Annotated in this window: 13 protein-coding genes; 5 read left to right on the forward strand and 8 right to left on the reverse strand. The window is 68.5% G+C overall.

Annotated features, from left to right (window positions below):
- Positions 1 to 92 precede the first annotated feature (92 nt).
- On the forward strand, positions 93 to 3,605 hold the full coding sequence (gene dnaE, locus HTY53_RS15335; RefSeq protein ID WP_174107463.1) for a DNA polymerase III subunit alpha: 3,513 nt from the start codon (positions 93 to 95) through the stop codon (positions 3,603 to 3,605).
- Positions 3,606 to 3,698: 93 nt separating this feature from the next.
- Here the strand turns inward: dnaE and HTY53_RS15340 are convergent, their stop codons facing one another.
- Positions 3,699 to 4,742 carry a glycosyltransferase gene (locus HTY53_RS15340; RefSeq protein ID WP_174107464.1) on the reverse strand — a complete coding sequence of 348 codons (1,044 nt, stop codon included), beginning with the start codon at positions 4,740 to 4,742 and terminating at the stop codon, positions 3,699 to 3,701.
- Positions 4,743 to 4,966: 224 nt separating this feature from the next.
- Here HTY53_RS15340 and HTY53_RS15345 point away from each other — a divergent pair, with 224 nt between their 5' ends.
- Entirely contained in the window at positions 4,967 to 6,262 is a 1,296-nt protein-coding gene (locus HTY53_RS15345) for an O-antigen ligase family protein (RefSeq protein WP_174107465.1), read from the forward strand.
- An 18-nt stretch (positions 6,263 to 6,280) separates the two neighbouring features.
- On the opposite strand, the gene HTY53_RS15350 is transcribed toward HTY53_RS15345, so the two are convergent.
- Both HTY53_RS15350 and HTY53_RS15355 read right to left on the reverse strand, forming a co-directional pair.
- Positions 6,281 to 7,324 (reverse strand): glycosyltransferase family 4 protein, encoded by a 1,044-nt coding sequence (locus tag HTY53_RS15350; protein WP_174107466.1) that lies wholly within the window; start codon positions 7,322 to 7,324, stop codon positions 6,281 to 6,283.
- A 61-nt stretch (positions 7,325 to 7,385) separates the two neighbouring features.
- Positions 7,386 to 8,144: a glycosyltransferase family 2 protein gene (locus HTY53_RS15355; RefSeq protein WP_174107467.1), complete on the reverse strand. Its 759-nt coding sequence runs from the start codon at positions 8,142 to 8,144 to the stop codon at positions 7,386 to 7,388.
- 274 nt (positions 8,145 to 8,418) lie between these two features.
- On the opposite strand from HTY53_RS15355, the gene msbA reads away from it, so the two are divergent.
- The 3 genes from msbA to HTY53_RS15370 all read left to right on the forward strand — a co-directional run bounded on the left by msbA (position 8,419) and on the right by HTY53_RS15370 (position 11,415).
- Entirely contained in the window at positions 8,419 to 10,143 is a 1,725-nt protein-coding gene (gene msbA, locus HTY53_RS15360) for a lipid A export permease/ATP-binding protein MsbA (protein ID WP_174107468.1), read from the forward strand.
- Between the two features lie 135 nt (positions 10,144 to 10,278).
- Entirely contained in the window at positions 10,279 to 10,905 is a 627-nt protein-coding gene (locus HTY53_RS15365; RefSeq protein WP_174107469.1) for a peroxidase-related enzyme, read from the forward strand.
- A 201-nt stretch (positions 10,906 to 11,106) separates the two neighbouring features.
- A complete protein-coding gene (locus HTY53_RS15370; RefSeq protein WP_174107499.1) occupies positions 11,107 to 11,415 on the forward strand; it encodes a hypothetical protein in 309 nt (102 codons plus the stop codon).
- Positions 11,416 to 11,469: 54 nt separating this feature from the next.
- On the opposite strand, the gene HTY53_RS15375 is transcribed toward HTY53_RS15370, so the two are convergent.
- From HTY53_RS15375 to rsfS, 5 genes are all read right to left on the reverse strand, one after another.
- The gene (locus tag HTY53_RS15375; protein WP_174107500.1) at positions 11,470 to 11,955 is read right to left on the reverse strand and encodes a hypothetical protein; all 486 of its coding nucleotides are present in this window, start codon (positions 11,953 to 11,955) and stop codon (positions 11,470 to 11,472) included.
- 165 nt (positions 11,956 to 12,120) lie between these two features.
- On the reverse strand, positions 12,121 to 13,584 hold the full coding sequence (gene rng / locus HTY53_RS15380) for a ribonuclease G (RefSeq protein ID WP_174107470.1): 1,464 nt from the start codon (positions 13,582 to 13,584) through the stop codon (positions 12,121 to 12,123).
- Between the two features lie 139 nt (positions 13,585 to 13,723).
- Positions 13,724 to 14,329 (reverse strand): Maf family protein, encoded by a 606-nt coding sequence (locus HTY53_RS15385; RefSeq protein ID WP_174107471.1) that lies wholly within the window; start codon positions 14,327 to 14,329, stop codon positions 13,724 to 13,726.
- A 99-nt stretch (positions 14,330 to 14,428) separates the two neighbouring features.
- Positions 14,429 to 14,899 carry a 23S rRNA (pseudouridine(1915)-N(3))-methyltransferase RlmH gene (gene rlmH, locus HTY53_RS15390; RefSeq protein WP_150084135.1) on the reverse strand — a complete coding sequence of 157 codons (471 nt, stop codon included), beginning with the start codon at positions 14,897 to 14,899 and terminating at the stop codon, positions 14,429 to 14,431.
- Positions 14,900 to 14,930: 31 nt separating this feature from the next.
- Positions 14,931 to 15,725: a ribosome silencing factor gene (gene rsfS, locus HTY53_RS15395; protein ID WP_174107472.1), complete on the reverse strand. Its 795-nt coding sequence runs from the start codon at positions 15,723 to 15,725 to the stop codon at positions 14,931 to 14,933.
- Between the last annotated feature and the right edge of the window lie 97 nt (positions 15,726 to 15,822).

Genomic DNA, 15,822 nt, shown 5'->3' on the forward strand with positions numbered 1-15,822 from the left:
CACCACGGCGCAGCCGCACAAGCGCATCCGCCTGCGGAATTCGTCGCGCGCCGGCGGCCCGCCGACCACCTCGCGCCGGTACAATGGCGCCCATGTCTTCGCCCCGCTTCGTACATCTCCGCCTCCATTCCGAATACTCGATCGTCGACGGCATCGTCCGCCTCGAGGATGCGGTCAAGGCCGCCGCCGCCGACGGCATGGGCGCGCTTGCGCTGACCGACCTCGCCAACGCCTTCGGCCTGATCCGCTTCTACAAGGAGGCGCGCGGCGGTGGCGTCAAGCCGATCGTCGGCGCCGACGTCTGGCTGACCAATGCCGACGATCGCGACAAGCCGGCGCGCATGCTGTTGCTGGTGCAGGACCGGCGCGGCTATCTGAACCTGTGCGTGCTGCTGTCGCGCGCCTGGCTGTCGAACCAGTACCGCGGCCGCGCCGAACTCGAGCCGGGCTGGTTCGAGGAAGCCGGCGAAGATGGCCTGCCGCTGTCGACGGGCCTGATCGCGCTGTCCGGCGCGATGGGCGGCGACGTCGGGCAGGCGCTGGCCAACGGCAACGATGCGGCCGCGCAGCGCGCCGCGCGGCATTGGGCCGCGGTGTTTCCGCAGCGCTACTACATCGAGCTGCAGCGCGCGGGCCATCCCGGCACCGAGGCCTATGTGCAACGCGCGGTGCAGCTGGCCGCCGCGCTGCAGCTGCCGGTGGTGGCGACGCATCCGGTCCAGTTCATGACCCCCGACGACCATACCGCGCACGAGGCGCGCGTCTGTATCGCCGAGGGCGAGCTGCTGGCCAACCCGCGCCGCGCGCGCCGCTTTACCACCGACCAGTATTTCAAGACGCAGGACGAGATGTGCGCGCTGTTCGCCGACATTCCGTCGGCGCTCGAGAACGCGGTGCAGATCGCGCGCCGCTGCAACCTGACGCTCGAGCTCGGCAAGCCGCGCCTGCCGCTGTTTCCGACGCCGGATGGCATGTCGCTGGACGACTATCTGGTGCACATGTCGAAGGAGGGGCTCGAGCGCCGTCTGGCGGTGCTGTTCCCCGACGAGGCGGAGCGCGAGGCGAAGCGGCCCGAATACTACGCACGGCTGGAGTTCGAGACCGGCATCATCATCAAGATGGGGTTCCCCGGCTACTTCCTGATCGTGGCCGACTTCATCAACTGGGCCAAGAACAACGGCGTGCCGGTCGGTCCGGGCCGCGGTTCGGGCGCCGGCTCGCTGGTCGCCTACGCGCTCGGCATCACCGACCTCGATCCGCTGAAGTACGCGCTGCTGTTCGAGCGTTTCCTGAATCCGGAGCGGGTGTCGATGCCCGACTTCGATATCGACTTCTGCCAGCACGGCCGCGATCGCGTGATCCAGTACGTCAAGGAGAAGTACGGCAAGGACGCGGTGTCGCAGATCGCCACCTTCGGCACCATGGCGGCCAAGGCCGCAGTGCGCGACGTCGGCCGCGTGCTCGATCTGGGCTACAACTTCGTCGACGGCGTGGCCAAGCTGATCCCGTTCAAGCCGGGCAAGCTGGTGACGATCGAGGAGGCCAAGAAGGAAGAGCCGCTGCTGACCGAGCGCGAGAACAACGAGGAGGAAGTGCGCCAGCTGCTCGAACTGGCGCAGCGCGTCGAAGGCATGACCCGCAACGTCGGCATGCACGCCGGCGGCGTGCTGATCGCACCGGGCAAGCTGACCGACTTCTGTCCGCTGTACACGCAGGGCGGCCAGAACGACGGCATGAGCGGCGTGGTCAGCCAGTACGACAAGGACGACGTCGAGGCCGCCGGCCTGGTCAAGTTCGACTTTCTGGGCCTGACCACGCTGACGATCCTCGACTGGGCCGAGCGCTATATCCGCCGGCTCGATCCGGGCAAGGCCGACTGGAATTGCAGCCAGATCCCGCTCGACGATCCGGCCGCCTTCGACATCCTGAAGTCCGCCAACACGGTGGCGGTGTTCCAGCTGGAAAGCCGCGGCATGCAGGGCATGCTCAAGGACGCCAAGCCCGACCGCTTCGAGGACATCATCGCGCTGGTGTCGCTGTACCGGCCGGGCCCGATGGACCTGATCCCCAGCTTCTGCGCGCGCAAGCACGGCCGCGAGAAGGTGGAATATCCGGACCCGCGCGTCGAACCCGTCCTGAAAGAGACCTACGGCATCATGGTCTATCAGGAGCAGGTGATGCAGATGGCGCAGATCATCGGCGGCTACTCGCTCGGTGGCGCCGACCTGCTGCGCCGCGCGATGGGCAAGAAGAAGCCCGAGGAAATGGCCAAGCATCGCGAGCTGTTCCGCGAGGGTGCCGCGAAGAACGGGCTGTCGGCCGACAAGGCCGACGAGATCTTCGATCTGATGGAGAAGTTCGCCGGCTACGGCTTCAACAAGTCGCACGCAGCTGCCTATGCCTTGCTGGCGTACTACACGGCCTGGCTGAAGGCGCATCATCCGGCCGAATTCATGGCGGCCAACATGTCGCTGGCGATGGACGACACCGACAAGGTCAAGATCCTCTACGAGGATTGCCGCGCCAACGGGCTGCGCGTGCTGCCGCCGGACGTCAACGCCAGCGAATACCGTTTCGCGCCCACCGATGCGAAGACGATCCGCTACGGCCTGGGCGGCATCAAGGGCTCGGGCCAGGGCGCGATCGAGGACATCCTGCGCGCGCGCGAGGAGCGGCCGTTTACGGACCTGTTCGACTTCTGCGAACGCGTCGACCGCCGTCAGGTCAACCGCCGCACCATCGAGGCGCTGATCCGCGCCGGTGCGTTCGACACACTGCATCCGAACCGCGCCCAGCTGCTGGCCTCGGTGCCGCGCGCGATGGAGGCGGCCGAGCAGAAGGCCGAGTCGGCCAACCAGGTGTCGCTGTTCGACCTGATGGCCGACGATGGCGACGCGCACCGTCCGGAGCTGATCGACGAGCCGGCCTGGACCCCCAAGCGCATGCTGCAGGAAGAGAAGCAGGCGCTCGGCTACTACTTCTCCGGCCATCTGTTCGACGCCTATCGCGATGAGGTGCGGCGCTTCGTCAAGGGCACGCTGGCGGCGCTGGAGAAGGAAGTGCAGGGCAATGGCGGCGGCTATGGCCGCGACGTGCGCGGCAAGATGGTCGCCGGCGTGATCACCGGCATCCGCACCCAGATGACGCAGCGCGGCAAGATGCTGATCGTGCTGCTGGACGACGGCACCGGGCAGATCGAAATGACGGTGTTCAACGAGCTGTTCGACGCCAATCGGCACATGTTCCGTGAGGACGAGCTGCTGATCGCGCAGGGCAATGCGCGCCACGACACCTTCACCGGCGGCGTGCGCTTCACCGCGGAAACGGTGATGGACCTGACGACCGCGCGCATCCGCCATGCGCGCGCGCTGAAGCTCTCGCTGAACGGCAATTCGTCGACCGCGATGCTGCGCGAGCTGCTGACGCCGCATCTGGCCCAATCCGCGGGCAGCGCCGGCCTGCCGGTCTGCATCCAGTACGCGAGCGCCGCCGCGGTCTGCGAGGCGGTGCTGGGCCAGGCGTGGCAGGTGGTGCCGTCGGACGACACGCTGGCCGCGCTGCGGGCCGCGCTGTCGCCGGAGTGCGTCAGTACGTTGTACGAGTAAGACGGGGGGTTGCTGGCTGCTGGTGACCGCGTCCGAGAAAACGCCCGCTATCGGTTCCCACTCCCGCAAGCGAGAGAGGGGGTACCGAAGCCCTCAGCCTTTCATCCCTTTCACCATGTTCCCCAGCGCAAAGAACGGTGCATACACGCCCGGGCAGGCCGCATAGAGGAACATCCGTAGCCGGTGGCCCAGCCGCACGCCGCGGGCACCGAGCAGCAGCCGCAGCCGTTCGCCGGTGCTGGTGGCGGCGAAGATATCGCGCGTGAACGTCTCGCGCGCCAGCTTGGCGGCCTTGTGACGACGCATCGCGTCGCCGGCGCCGGCCAGTTCGGCGTCCTGGATGAACTGCAGCGTCTCGGCCAGCGCGCTGCGATTGGTCAGCTGGATGCGCTTGACGAAGTCCGCCGGCGTGCGCCATTTGCGCTTGCCGGAGACGCCGCCGCGGCGATAGCGCACCAGCGGCCGGCGCAGCGTGATGGCGCCGCCGCCGAGCACCGCGCGCAGCGTGGTGATCTGGTCTTCCGAGATCATGCCCGGCGCGATCGGGCCGAAGCGTTCGAACTGACGGCGGGTCCAGGTATGCGAGGCGCCGATCACGACCGGCGGTTCGGCCATCCAGCGCTCCAGGCTGTCATAGATGCCAAGCTCGCTGTGCGCGATGGTGCCGTGGTCGGCGCCCTGGTCATCCATGTCGATCAGATCGGTGGCGATCAGGTCCGGCTTGCTGCCGTGCGCGAGCCAGGCCTGCGCGACCTCGCGGCAGCGCGTCGGCAGCGAGATATCGTCGCCGGCGGCGACGAAGATCAGCTCGCCATGCGACAGCTCGACCAGCTGGCTCAGATGCCCGCTGATGCCCAGGTTGACCGGATTGCGCCGCAGCATCACGCGATGGGGGCCCGCATAGCCGTGCAGGGCGCGCTGCGCGGCGGCGAAGGTGTCGTCGGTGGAGGCGTCGTCCGACACGATGATCTCCAGGCTCGGATAGTCCTGAGCGAGCGCCCCGGCGATCGCGTCGGCGATGAAGCGCTGCTGGTTGTAGGTGATCAGCAGCAGGGTTGCGGACGGCCACGCGCGGTCCTGCGCATTGGCCGTGTCTGCCGCCTCCCGCACATCGCTGCCATTCGCCGTACCGCTCATCCTGGTTCCTCCCTCGTTGCCGCTCGCCGTTTCGCCCCTCGGGCAAGGCCGAACGATACCATGGCGCCCCGGCCCCCCTCGCCGGGAGGGGCTCGCAAGGGGCGACGGTATAATGCGCCGCTGGCGCGCCCCGGAGCGATCACCGCAGCCAGCGTTGCCCTTGTTTCCGGCTCATGGCCAATGTGCCCGCCAACGCCGTTCCGGCGCCGATTCGTATTTCATCCATGAGCATTGATCGTCTGTCCACCGGTGTCGCCGCGGGTGCCGCGGCGCTGTCCCCTGTGCTGATGCTGACCCTGCAGGGCGGCACCGGCTACTGCTTCTTCGTCGTGCTGGCCTTCAGCCTGCTGTGGCTGAGTCAGGCGGAGAACCGCCGCCACAGCCGCGAGCTGCTGCTGCGCTACAAGTGGTACGTCGTCGCGATGACGGCCTATCCGCTGGCGATCGGCCTGCAGGCGCTGGTGACCGGCGAGGTGCCGTCGCGTGCCTTCGATTCGCCGTCGCGCCTGCTGCTGTCCGTGCCGATCTTCCTGCTGCTGGCCGCGGTGCCGGCCGAGCGGCTGCGACCCTTTCAATGGGGCTGTGTGATCGGCGCGCTGGGCGCCTGCTTCTGGTCCGTGCTGATCCTGTTCTCGCCCGCGGAGTGGGTGATGTCCGGGCGGGCCGGCAATCCCTTCACCAATCCGATTCCGTTCGGCGACACCGCGCTGGTGCTGGGCTTCATGGGCGCGATTCCGCTGGCCGAACGCGGCCGCCCGCGCTGGGAACAGATCTTCCGCCTGCTCGGTCTGGCCGCCGGCTGCTACGCGTCCTATGCGTCGGAGAGCCGCGGCGGCTGGATCGCCATCCCGGTGATGCTGTGGGTCCTGCTGTGCCGCTTCGACCTGGCGCGCATGCGCCCGCGCCGGCTGATGCTGGTATTTGCGGCGTCGCTGACGCTGGGGGCGATGGCGGCGCTGAACACGCCGGTGGTGCAGAGCCGCATCGCGGCGGCCACCTCGGACTTCGAGCGGCTGGCGCACGGCGATGCCGATACCTCGATCGGCCTGCGGCTGCAGCTGTGGCAGGCGGCCTGGACGCTGTTCGAACGGGAACCGGCGCTGGGCGTCGGCAAGGGCACGCTGAAGGAAAGCCTGCAGGTACTGGCCGAACGCGGCGAGGCCTCGCCGGCAATCATCCATCCGCATGCGCACAACGAACTGTTCTCGACACTGGCCGAGATGGGGCTGCTGGGCCTGGCGGTGCTGCTGCTGCTGTACTACGGTTCGACCGTCTATTTCTGGCGCCATCGCCATTCGCCCGATCCCGACATCGCCACCGCGGCCGCGATGGGCCTGGTGCTGACGCTGGGCACCGTGGTGTTCGGGCTGACCATCGATGTCTTCACGCTGGTGATGAACACCGCCTTCTTCGGGCTGACCTCGGCGACGCTGCTGGGCATCATCGCCAACCGCACGCGGCAGCTGGAAGCGGCTGCCGCTGCCTCTACCGCTGCCGCTGCCGCAGCGCGGCCGCGCTGAGCGGACGTATCGGCGCGGTCACGCTCCGCCGAGCCGCAGCAGCGCATCGAGATGCGCGGCCGGTTCGGGGTTGTAGCGCAAATGCCGGCGCGGCTCGGCAATGCGCGCGCCGCCGTCCTTGGACCACGCCGCCGCCTCGCGCATGACGGCGGCAATGGCGGCCACGTCGCTGCGCGGGAAGCGGCGCGCCACTGCATCGTCCATCACCTCGAGGCAGGCGATATTGTCGGCCAGCAGCACCGGCGTGCCGCACAGCACCGATTCGATCCCCACCAGCCCGAACGGCTCGTAACTGGACGCCAGCACGGTGAAATCGGCCGCCGCATAGAGCTCGGCCATATTGGCGCAGTAGCCCAGTTCGCGCACGCCCGGCAGCGTCTTGCCGACCGGCCGGCCGGCGACGGCCAGCGTCGCATCGAGGCCGCTGTCGGCCAGCGCGCGGGCCAGCACGTCGAGCCCCTTGCGGGCATGGTCCGACGACGGAAACAGGAAGACCGGTGTGTCGCCGAAGCCGAAGCGCTGGCGCAGCGCCGTGCGCGCGGCATCGTCGACCGGCCGGAAGCGCGCGGTGTCGACCGGCGGGTAGAGCAGGGCGAGCCTTTCGGCCGGCACGCCATACAGCTCGGCCAGCTCGTCGGCCATCAATTGCGAATGCGCGACCACGTGCCGCGCGGCGGCGTAGTGCCGCGATTCCAGCTCGATCTGGCGCCGGTCCCAGAAGGTCGGCGCGCGGCCGGACGCGCGCAGGTAGCCGCGATGGGTGCCGCCGCAGATCGCCAGGTCGGCGCCGACCACGCGGTTGCAGCCGATCAGCAGATCGCAGTGGCGATGCGCGTCGCGCATGCCCCAGGAGAACGCCGTGTCGCGCATCTTGCCCGGCAGCCAGCGCACGCGCACCAGATGCCGGTCGACCTGCCCGTACTCGGGGATGTCGCCGTCGAAGCGGCGCGCGAATACCGCGGGGCGCTCGCCGCGCGCGATCAGGCCGCGGGCCAGATCGAGCGCATAGCGTTCGAAGCCGCCGCCCTTGCCGAAGCGGTTGCAGGAGATGCCGATCTTCATGGACACGGATATCGGAACGGGAGCAAAGCGACAAAAGCCGAAGTCATGGGCCGCCCCGCGGTCATTGGCCGCCGGGCTGCTGCCGGCCCAGGTACCACAGCTTCAGATATTTGTAATAGCTCGCCTGCGCGTTCATCAGCGCGACGCCGAAGCCTTCGGCGCCGTCGAGAATGCTGCGGCGGAGCAGCCAGGTCCGCAGGAAGGCCCACAGCCCGTGGCCCGCTGCGGCCAGCGGCGTCGAGCGCTTGCCGCGGCTGAAGGCCTGGCGCGCGCCCGCCGACGAATAGCTGTCGATCTTGCGCAGCACGTCCGAGTAATCGCGATAGCTGTAGTGCGTCAGGGGCTCGCGCAGCCGGCCGAGCCGGCCCTGCACGATCAGGCTCTCGTGCACCAGCGCCTCGCTGAAGCGGCCGCGGCCGCGGCGGAACAGCCGCGTCACGTAGTCGGGATACCAGCCGCCATGGCGGATGAAGCGGCCGCAGAACTGCGACAGCCGCGGCATTTCATAGCCGTCGGCGCTGTCGCTGGCGATCGCGGCGAGAATCTCGTCGCGCAGCGCGGGGCTCACGCGCTCGTCGGCGTCGATGCTGAGGATCCAGTCGCCGGTGGCGGCGTCGACCGCGCGGTTCTTCTGCGGACCGAAGCCCGGCCAGTCTTCTGTCTGGATCACGCGCGCGCCCATCTCCCGGGCAATCGCCGGGGTGGCGTCCGCGCTCATGCAATCCACTATAATCGCCTCGTCACACCACTTCACGCTCTCCAGACAGGCCTGGATATTGTGGGCTTCGTTGCGGGTGATGATGACGACGGAGAGTTTCATTGACGTGGTCGTATGGCCTGCTGTATGACGCGATCCAGCCGCGATCCGACCGCATTCGGCACGGTATCGCCCCGGTCGAGCGCGGCGCCATTGTACCCCGGCCATTTTGTTGGCCCTTCGTTGGCCCCCTTGTTGGCGCCTGGGCCCCTGGTCGGCTCATGCCAGGCCGGCCCTGCCGGTGCCCGTTTCCGATTTCGGGTGCGGGCTCGCCGGCGCCTCTGATTATTCCGAAGGAGTGTTCTTGTCCCGCCCATCGACGCCAGGTGTGCAAACCATGCCCGCCCGACTCTGGTCCTACCTGCGCCCGGAGTTGCGCATCTTCATCGCCGCCATCGTTGCGATGGCCGTCGTGGCCGCCAGCGAAGGGGTGATCCCCAAGGTCGTCAACGATCTGCTGGACAAGGGCTTCGGCGGCGATTACGCCGGCAAGCTGTGGCATGTGCCGGCGATCCTGACCGGTGTCGCGCTGATCCGGGGCCTGGCCCAGTTCGCCTCGGGCTATCTGCTGAGCCTGATCTCCAACCGCGTGCTGCTCAAGATGCGGCTGCAGATGTTCGAGCGGATGCTGCATGTGCCGGCGATGTTCTTCCATCGCAATACCGCGGCATCGCTGATCAACGCGGTGATCTTCGAGGTCAATCAGGTGCTGCAGATCCTGACCAGCGTGTTCATCACGCTGGTGCGCGACTCGCTGACGGTGGTCGCGCTGTTGATCTACCTGTTCTACACGAACTGGCGGCTGACGCTGATCGTCGCGGTGATCCTGCCGGTCATCGGCTACCTGATGTCGAAGATCAACCGGCGGCTGCGCAAGCTCAACCGCGAGCACCAGACGCTGACCAACAGCGCCGCCTACGTGGTCGAGGAAGCGGCCGGCGGCTTCAAGGTGGTCAAGCTGCACGGCGGCGAGACCTACGAGCTGGCGCGCTTTCGCGCGATGGCCGAACGGCTGAAGAACTATTCGATGCGGATGGCGGTGGCGGGCGGGCTGAACCAGCCGGTCACCGCGTTCCTGGCGGCGCTGGCGCTGTCGGTGATCATCACCATCGCGATGGTGCAGGCGCAGGGCAACCAGACCACGATCGGCGGCTTCACGGGCTTCGTGATGGCGATGCTGCTGCTGATCTCGCCGCTGAAGCATCTGACCGACATCAACCAGCCGCTGACGCGCGGCATGACGGCCGCCGAAATGATCTTCCGCCTGATCGACGAGCCGGTGGAGCCGCAGCAGGGCGGACTGCCGCTGGACCGCGCGCGCGGCGAGCTGGTGTTCGAGCGCGTCGGCTTCCGGTACGGCGACGCCGGGCGCCCCGCGCTGCAGGACGTGTCGCTGCGGGTCAGCCCGGGCGAGGTGCTGGCGCTGGTCGGTCCGTCCGGCAGCGGCAAGACCACGCTGGTCAATCTGGTGCCGCGCTTCTTCGATCCGACCGAAGGGCGCATCCTGCTCGACGGCCAGCCGCTCGACGCGCTGGTGCTGAAGGATCTGCGCCGCCAGATCGCCTTCGTCAGCCAGGACGTGGTGCTGTTCAACGACACCGTCGCCGCCAACGTGGCTTATGGGGTGCACTCGGCCGACCAGATCGACATGGCGCGGGTCGAGCGCGCGCTGGAGGCCGCCTATCTGACCGACGTGGTCAAGGGGCTGCCGGAGGGCCTGCAGACCAATATCGGCGACAACGGCATGAAGCTGTCGGGCGGCCAGCGCCAGCGCCTGGCGATCGCCCGCGCGCTGTACAAGGACGCGCCGATCCTGATTCTGGACGAGGCCACCTCGGCGCTGGATTCGGAGTCCGAGCGCCAGGTCCAGGCCGCGCTGGAATCGCTGATGGTCGGCCGCACCACGCTGGTGATCGCGCACCGGCTCTCGACCATCGAGAACGCCGACCGCATCGCGGTGCTGGATCAGGGACGCATCGCCGAGCACGGCACCCATGCCGAGCTGCTGGCCGCGAACGGGCTGTACGCCGGGCTGCACCGCATCCAGTTCGCCACGCAGTAAGCCGGCCGCCCGGGTGCGGCGCGGGCCGGCAAGGCTTGGCGTGCCGCCGTGGCTGGCCGATACTGTGGCAGGCCTCGCGCACAGCGCGGGGCCATGCCGCAGCCGGATAGACCGGAACTTACCGAGGAGACATCGATGAGCGAATCGCAGCAAGCCAGTCCGTCCTCGACTGCATCGGCCGACAGGCCGATCAGCCGCTACCCCGTGCCGACGCTCGAGCAGGTGCCCGACGATATCCGCGAGCGGATTCTGGCGGTGCAGGAAAAGGCCGGCTTCGTCCCCAATGTATTTCTCGCGCTCGCGCACCGGCCGGCCGAATTCCGCGCCTTCTTCGCCTATCACGACGCGCTGATGGACAAGGAGGGCGGGCTGACCAAGGGCGAGCGCGAAATGATCGTGGTCGCCACCTCGGGCGTCAACCAGTGCCTCTATTGCGTGGTCGCCCACGGCGCGATCCTGCGCATCTACGAGAAGAAGCCGCTGCTGGCCGACCAGATCGCGGTCAACTATCGCAAGGCCGACCTGCCGCCGCGCCAGCGGGCGATGCTCGATTTCGCGATGAAGGTTTGCCAGGCCTCGCACGAGATCGACGAGGCCGATTTCGATGCGCTGCGCCCGCACGGCTTCTCCGACGAGGACGCCTGGGACATCGCCGCGATCACCGCCTTTTTCGGCCTGTCCAACCGCATGGCCAACACCATCGGCATGCGTCCCAACGATGAGTTCTTCCTGATGGGGCGTGTGCCGAAGGCCAAGCCGTAGTCCGGTTGCGAGACCGGCCGTCTCGCCCGCGGGCGGCAGATGCCGTCCGCCCCCGACCTGCAAGGAGATTGCATGCCACGGATCGTCGACCGATCGTTTCTTTCCTCGCTTCTTTCCTCGCTTCTTTCCTCGCTTCTTTCCCCGTTTCTTGCCGCGCTGCGTTCCGGGCTGGTTCCCCTGCTTCGTCCCCGACTGAACGGCATGGGACGGCTGGCCTGCGCGGCAACCGGCGTGACCCTGCTGGCTGCCTGCGCCAGCGAACCGCCGCCCGGACCGCCGCCGCCGCCGATGGGCGGTGCCGGCACGCCGCAAGGCTGCGCCGCCGACAAGATGGCCGACGACGCGCTGGTCGGCAAGCCGGAGGCCGAGGCGATCGCGCTGCTGGACGGCTGCGCCTGGCGCATTGGCCAGCGCGACGCGCAGCAGTTTCCCGGCACCATGGATTACCGTCCGGACCGCCGCACGCTCGGCATCGCGGGCGGTCTGGTGGTCTGGGTCAAGCGCGGCTGAACGCCGGGCGCCGGCGCGGCTGCCCGCGCCGGTTTCCTACATGGCGCGGCAGGCCTACTTGACCTGCGCGCACATGCCGCTGGCCGGGTCGAACATCACCGGCCACGCTTCTTCGTAGATCCCGGGCGTGCAACGCTTCTGGCAATTGGCATGTGCCAGCGTGACGCGCCGCGGGTCCTGCCACACCATCAGCTTGCAACCGCTGTCGTCGCGCGCGACCAGTTCGATATGCGGGGCCTTCTGGACCTGCCGGAACTCGCTCAGATCGAAGGCGCACGAGCCGCGGCGCCGCGGCACCCACAGCTTCCAGTTCAGCGCCTGCACCTCGTTGGCGGTCACGCGCACGCGCGCCTCCTCGCGAAAGCCGTCGTCCTCGGTGCGGCTGCAATAGCCGGCCAGCTCGATCACGCGGGCCGCAATCGGTGGCGGAGGGGCGGGGGTGACCTGACGCTCGGGCGCAGCCGGGGGCAACGATGGCGCGCGTTTCGCCAGTTCCTGCACGGGCGCGCAGCCGTGCAGGCCCACCATCGCGATCAGCATCGCGCCGAGCCACGGCGCGCCTGGCCTTGTCCACGGCCGTTCGGCCGTCTTCGCTTGCCGCCCCGTCATGGTCCGCTCCTGCCGTGCCATTCCTGCATTCGTTATAGGGGATGGCGGCGGCAATGACATGCGGTCAGACCCTAGTGGCGATCCGCATCGCGCCGGCTACATCAGGATGATGTCGTACTGCTCCTGGTGAAAGGTCGATTCGACCTGCAGCGAAATCGGCTTGCCGATGAAGTCGCCAAGCATCGCCATATGCTGGCTTTCCTCTTCGAGGAAGAGGTCGATCACTTCCTGCGAGGCCAGGATGCGGAACTCGCGCGGATTGAACTGGCGCGATTCGCGCATGATCTCGCGCAGGATCTCGTAGCACACGGTGCGCGGCGTCTTGACCTGGCCCTTGCCCTGGCAGACCGGGCACTGCTCGCACAGCACGTGCGCCAGCGATTCGCGCGTGCGCTTGCGCGTCATCTCGACCAGCCCGAGCTGCGAAAAGCCGTTGACGGTGATGCGGGTGCGGTCGCGCGACAGCGCGCGCTTCAGTTCCGACAGCACCGCATCGCGGTGCTCGACATTCTCCATGTCGATGAAGTCGATGATGATGATGCCGCCGAGATTGCGCAGCCGCAGCTGGCGCGCGATCGTGTGTGCCGCTTCAAGATTGGTCTTGAAGATGGTGTCGTCGAAATTGCGGGCGCCGACATAGCCGCCGGTGTTGACGTCGATCGTCGTCATCGCCTCGGTCTGGTCGATCATCAGATACCCGCCCGACTTCAGGTCGACGCGCCGCGACAGCGCGCGCTCGATTTCCGCGTCGATATTGAACAGGTCGAAGATCGGCCGCTCGCCGGTGTAGTGCGACAGCCGCGGCAGCACCGCGGGCGTGTATTCCTGCGCGAACTCGACCAGCTTCTGGTAGTTCTCGCGCGAATCGACCTGGATCACGCCGGTGGCGTCGTTGACGAAATCGCGCAGCACGCGCTGGGCCAGGCTCAGGTCCTGATAGAGCAGGCTGGGCGCGGGCAGCGTGGTGGCGTTGAGCCGGATCGCGCCCCAGATCTTGCGCAGGTAGGCGATGTCGTTGCCCAGCTCCTCGTCGGTCGCCTCCTCGGCGATGGTGCGCACGATGAAGCCGCCGCGCTCGTCCTCGGGCACCAGCCCCTGCACGCGGGCGCGCAGCGCTTCGCGATCGATCTCGCCTTCGATCCGTTGCGAGATGCCGATATGGGGGTCCTGCGGCAGATAGACCAGCGTGCGGCCGGCGATGCTGACCTGAGTCGACAGCCGCGCCCCCTTGGTGCCGATCGGGTCCTTGATCACCTGCACCATCAGCGCCTGGCCCTCGAACAGCGTCTTCTCGATCGCCAGCTGCGTACTGCCGTTGCGGTCCGGTTCGCGCCGGTGCCAGATATCGGCGACGTGCAGGAAGGCCGCGCGCTCGAGACCGATGTCGATGAAGGCCGATTGCATGCCGGGCAGCACGCGCACCACCTTGCCCAGATAGATATTGCCGACCAGTCCGCGCGTCAGCGTGCGCTCGACATGAAGCTCCTGCACCGCGGCCTGCTGCACGATGGCCACGCGCGTTTCCTGCGGGGTGATATTGACGAGGATGTCTTCGGTCATGTTGTGTGCGATCCGTCGCCGGCTGGCTGGCTCCGCCGACGGTTGTCCGTCGCGGCGGAGCAGGTTGGTCCCCTGGATGCCGTGCGGCGCGGTCGGCGGGCGAACCGGCGCCTTGCTCGGCGTTGCGTGGCGGTGCGCTTCAGAAGCGCAGACCGGCCTGTCGCAACAGCGCTGCCGTCTCGAACAGGGGCAGGCCCATGATACCCGAATAGCTCCCCGCGATCCGCTGCACGAACTCGGCGGCGCGGCCCTGGATGCCGTAGGCGCCGGCCTTGCCGAGCGGCTCGCCGCTGGCCACGTAGCGCGCGATCTCGTCCTCGCGCATCGCGCGGAAGCTGACCTCGGAGATCGACAGCGCATGGTGCGCGCCGAGCGTCGAAACCACGGTCACCGCGGTCAGCACCCGATGCGTGGTGCCGGACAACGCCGTCAGCATCGCGACGGCGTCGTCGGCATGCTCGGGCTTGCCGAGGATGCGGCCGCCCAGACAGACCGTGGTGTCCGAGGTCAGGATCGGCGCGTCGGGCAGCGCCCGGCGTTCGCGGCGGCGCAGCGCGGCCTCCGCCTTCAGCGCGCAGACGCGCTGCACGTAGTCATCCGGCGTTTCGCCGGGCAGCACCGCTTCGAGCGCCTCGGCGTCTTCGTCGTCGTCGGGCAGCAGCAGCTGGTAGGACACGCCGAGCTGGGTAAGCAGCTCGCGGCGGCGAGGGCTTTGGGAGGCGAGGTAGAGGACGTCGTGGAGCACGGTGGCACGGGCGCGGAGGAGCGCGGTGGTACTAGGGAGGGACGAGGTTCGGACGAACGCAGGAACCGGGGCCGCCGACCGGCAGCGGGCGATGGCAGGTCAGACCCGATGGTAAGGGTGGTTCTGCGTGACGGTCCAGGCCCGGTACAGCTGCTCGGCCAGCAGCACGCGCACCATGCCGTGCGGCAGCGTCAGGCTGGAGAGCCGCAGCAGCGTCTGCGCGCGGGCCTTCAGCGCAGGGTCGAGGCCGTCCGCACCGCCGATCAGAAAGGCGACATCGCCGCCCTCGCGCTGCCAGCCGGTCAACTGCTCGGCCAGCTGCATCGTGGTCAGGTCGCGGCCGCGTTCGTCCAGCGCGACGATGCGGCACTGGCGCGGCAGCGCGGCCTCGATGCGCGCGGCCTCGCGCTGCATCACGGTCGCCGCGTTGTTGCTGGCGGTGCGGGCCTCGGGCTTGATCTCGCGCAGCACGATGCGCAGCTCCGGCGGCATGCGCTTGGCATACTCGGCGAAGCCCGCCTCGATCCAGGCGGGCATCTTGTGCCCGACCGCGACGATCAGCAACTGCACGGCGACGCGCTGCTGCGGGATGGGGCCCGGCTCAGGCCGAGCGGGTGGCGCGCTTGCGCGGTGCCGCGGTCTTGGCGGCGGCGCTGCGCGTGGCGGTGGTCTTGGCCGCGGTACGGGTGCCGGTACCGGTTCCCGTCTTGGCAGCCGTCCTTGTCGTCTTGGTGGCCGTCTTGGTGGCCGTCTTGCGGGCGGCACCGGTACCGCTGCCGGTGCCCGTGCGGGCTGGAGCCTTGCGCGCCGGCGCGGCGCCGCTGACGCTGGTGGTGCGGGTGCGAGCGACCGGCTTGCGCTGCGTCGCGATCGCGTCCGGATCGGTGTCCTCGTGGCCCATCGGCGGCGACGGCTCCTTCATGCCTTCGGGCAGGCGGGCCAGGGCCGGGCGTTCGCCGACGGCGCGGCGCGTGCGGGCGCGCGGCGCCTTTTCCTCGGCGTCGTCGTCCTCGTCCACCGGCTCGCTGGCCTTGGCCAGGCCCTTGGCGCCCGCGCCGAGCTTGATCCGCACCGGCTTGTCGCCCCAGATCTCTTCGAGGTTGTAGTACTGGCGCAGCTGCGGCTGCAGGATATGCACCACCGCGTCGCCGCAGTCGACCAGCACCCATTCGCCGGTCTCCATGCCTTCCACCGCGATGATGTGGCCGCCGGCTTCCTTGACGGTGTCGCGTACCGAGGCGGCCAGCGCCTTGGTCTGCCGGTTCGAGGTGCCGCTGGCGATCACCACGCGGTCGAACAGTTCGGTCAGGTGCGAGGTGTCGAACACCTTGATGTCCTGTGCCTTGACGTCCTCGAGGCCATCGACGATGGCGCGTTGCAGTTTGCGAATATCCATGGTGCCTTGGTGGTGCCCTTGTATTTTGTCAGCGAGGGATCGGTGGCCGTAGCCGCGTCCCGGGCCAGTGCTACGGGCCGGCCCGGTTCCACGGTCC

This window comes from Cupriavidus gilardii (assembly GCF_013314895.1).
In the GTDB taxonomy this organism is placed as follows: Bacteria; Pseudomonadota; Gammaproteobacteria; order Burkholderiales; family Burkholderiaceae; genus Cupriavidus; species Cupriavidus gilardii_C.

Bases quoted from the DNA above. Each gene is read 5' to 3' on its own strand.
- rsfS (WP_174107472.1), bottom strand. From the start codon at position 15,725: ATGGATATTCGCAAACTGCAACGCGCCATCGTCGATGGCCTCGAGGAC.
- HTY53_RS15370 (WP_174107499.1), top strand. From the start codon at position 11,107: ATGGGACGGCTGGCCTGCGCGGCAACCGGCGTGACCCTGCTGGCTGCC.
- HTY53_RS15365 (WP_174107469.1), top strand. From the start codon at position 10,279: ATGAGCGAATCGCAGCAAGCCAGTCCGTCCTCGACTGCATCGGCCGAC.
- HTY53_RS15375 (WP_174107500.1), bottom strand. From the start codon at position 11,955: ATGCTGATCGCGATGGTGGGCCTGCACGGCTGCGCGCCCGTGCAGGAA.
- HTY53_RS15350 (WP_174107466.1), bottom strand. From the start codon at position 7,324: ATGAAGATCGGCATCTCCTGCAACCGCTTCGGCAAGGGCGGCGGCTTC.
- HTY53_RS15340 (WP_174107464.1), bottom strand. From the start codon at position 4,742: ATGAGCGGTACGGCGAATGGCAGCGATGTGCGGGAGGCGGCAGACACG.
- HTY53_RS15355 (WP_174107467.1), bottom strand. From the start codon at position 8,144: ATGAAACTCTCCGTCGTCATCATCACCCGCAACGAAGCCCACAATATC.
- rng (WP_174107470.1), bottom strand. From the start codon at position 13,584: ATGACCGAAGACATCCTCGTCAATATCACCCCGCAGGAAACGCGCGTG.
- HTY53_RS15345 (WP_174107465.1), top strand. From the start codon at position 4,967: ATGAGCATTGATCGTCTGTCCACCGGTGTCGCCGCGGGTGCCGCGGCG.
- dnaE (WP_174107463.1), top strand. From the start codon at position 93: ATGTCTTCGCCCCGCTTCGTACATCTCCGCCTCCATTCCGAATACTCG.
- msbA (WP_174107468.1), top strand. From the start codon at position 8,419: ATGCCCGCCCGACTCTGGTCCTACCTGCGCCCGGAGTTGCGCATCTTC.